At 60.8% G+C, this 1,267-nt stretch carries 1 protein-coding gene; it reads right to left on the reverse strand.

What is annotated here, in order from left to right:
- Positions 1 to 34: 34 nt before the first annotated feature.
- Positions 35 to 1,081, reverse strand: a complete 1,047-nt coding sequence (locus ACIPY3_RS23190; RefSeq protein WP_400337916.1) for an IS30 family transposase — start codon at positions 1,079 to 1,081, stop codon at positions 35 to 37.
- Positions 1,082 to 1,267: the final 186 nt, after the last annotated feature.

The raw sequence follows: 1,267 nt of genomic DNA on the forward strand, positions 1-1,267 counted from the left end.
GGCGGAGTCAAGGGGTGGGAGCAACGCTGGGGGGTTAGGCCGCTTGTAGCAGCTGGTTAAGCCGGTTGGCTGGGGTTTCGAGGTTGAGGGTGGGTCGGGGTCTGCGGTTCAGTTTCGCCGCGACAAGCCTCAGGTCTTCGGCAGTGTGTGTTGAAAGGTCGGTGCCTTTTTCGAACCAGAACCGCAGGAGCCGGTTGGTGTTCTCGTTCGTGCCGCGTTGCCAGGGTGAGTGCGGGTCGCAGAAGAAGAGGGTCGTTTCGAGCGCCGTTTGGATTTTGGCGTAGTCGGCCAACTCGGTTCCGCGGTCCCAGGTGATCGAGCGTCGCAGGTGATCTGGGAGGGAAGCCATCTCCCGGATCATCGCGGTAGCTACGGTTTCGGCGGTATGGTCCCCTGGCAGGTGCAGCAGGATCGTGAACCGGGTGGAGCGTTCGACCAAGGTTCCGATCGCTGTGCCGTTAGTGCCGATGATCAGGTCGCCTTCCCAGTGCCCGGGTATTGCCCGGTCCTGGACCTCGGCGGGGCGCTGGCTGATCTTGAAAGCCTCTTTATAAGGGCTGTTCGCGCGGCGGTCAGCGGTGTGGGGGAGGCGTTGTTTGCGTTTCAAGCTGAGCTTTTCAGCCAGGTCTGTCCGCAGGTTCCCGCGGGTTTGGACGTAGAGGGCCTGGTAGATCGTCTCGTGGCTCACTTGCATAGTCTGATCGTCGTCGAAGTAATACGCCAACATCGAAGAGATCAGCTTCGGGCTCCACCCGTCATCCATCCATACCGCAATCAGGCGGCACAAATCCTCGTTCTGGACCAGTTTGAACGGTTTAGGCCGGCGCCGGTCCTGATGCGCTTTCGCGTGAGCGGCTGAGGCGTAATAATTCCCGTCCGCGGACGTGTGCCGCTTGACCTCCCTCCAGACCACGGACTTGTCACGACCAATAGCAGCACCGATCTTGGCGTAACTGAGCCCCATCCCAATACCCATCTGAATCATGCCCCGCTCTCCCAGATCCAAAGCCCTGCCAGGACCTGTCGCTGAAGGCGCAGGGTCGGCAAGACCCCCGACAGCACCTCTGTTCACCGTCATCATCAGGCCAGACTGAGCCCACCAGTTCGCGCCAGACTTATGAACCGCCCCGACACGCCGGGCAGCACTGCGAACAGGCCACCCGGCACACACCAAATCAACAAACTCCCGCCGGGCGTCCAACGAAAAATTCCTGACCACAACACGCTCCATCAATCAGAGCGTTGCAACGACCCTATGACTCCGCCC

The organism is Paenarthrobacter sp. NPDC089714, from assembly GCF_044748905.1.
Lineage (GTDB): Bacteria > Actinomycetota > Actinomycetes > Actinomycetales > Micrococcaceae > Arthrobacter.

Bases quoted from the DNA above. Each gene is read 5' to 3' on its own strand.
- ACIPY3_RS23190 (WP_400337916.1), bottom strand. From the start codon at position 1,081: ATGATGACGGTGAACAGAGGTGCTGTCGGGGGTCTTGCCGACCCTGCG.